At 43.0% G+C, this 600-nt stretch carries 1 protein-coding gene and 1 pseudogene; both read left to right on the top strand.

Annotated features, from left to right (window positions below; translation table 11 throughout):
- Positions 1-180: pseudogene (locus tag ACFIO5_RS12865) on the top strand (ribonuclease HII); the annotation flags it as partial.
- The coding region (locus ACFIO5_RS12860) for an L-threonylcarbamoyladenylate synthase (RefSeq protein WP_375705616.1) at positions 177-600 on the top strand (424 nt) is incomplete at its 3' end. The pseudogene ACFIO5_RS12865 and the gene ACFIO5_RS12860, both read left to right, overlap by 4 nt.

Genomic DNA, 600 nt, shown 5'->3' with positions numbered 1-600 from the left:
ACGCGTGATCAGATGATGGAATGCGCGGGGCAGGTTTATAAAGGCTATGGTTTAGAGAAGCATGTAGGTTATGCAACGCTAGCGCACCGTGCTGCTCTTGAAAAATATGGACCGGTTGTGGGGCTACATCGTTATAGTTTTGCACCGCTTAAAAAGCGCTACAGAGATTATATGTCATGACGATTCTGCCTTTCAATAGTGCTTCGGTAAAAGAAGCTGTTGCGCTCCTTGAACAGGGAAGATTAGTGGCACTACCGACAGAAACTGTCTACGGATTGGCTGGTGATGCAACCAATGGAAATGCTATCGCTTCTATTTTTTTGACAAAGAGGCGGCCGAAATTTAATCCTCTTATTGCTCATGTAAGCAGTATTTTTATGGCGGAACGCTATGTTGAAATTGATTTTCTTTCACGTCATTTAATGGAAGTATTTTGGCCAGGGCCTTTGACATTCGTTCTCCCTTTAAAGGCACAGCATAATATCCATCCTTTAACCACTTCTGGTCTGAATACATTGGCGGTTCGTTTTCCAGATAGTTTTTTTGCGGAAGTTGTAAAATGTTTTGGTCGACCTCTCGCTGCTCCTAGTGCAAATCAAT

This window comes from Bartonella sp. AA86SXKL, assembly GCF_042196885.1.
The sequence above is the reverse complement of the archived record's forward strand: the minus strand, read 5'-3'. Positions and strand labels throughout refer to the sequence as shown.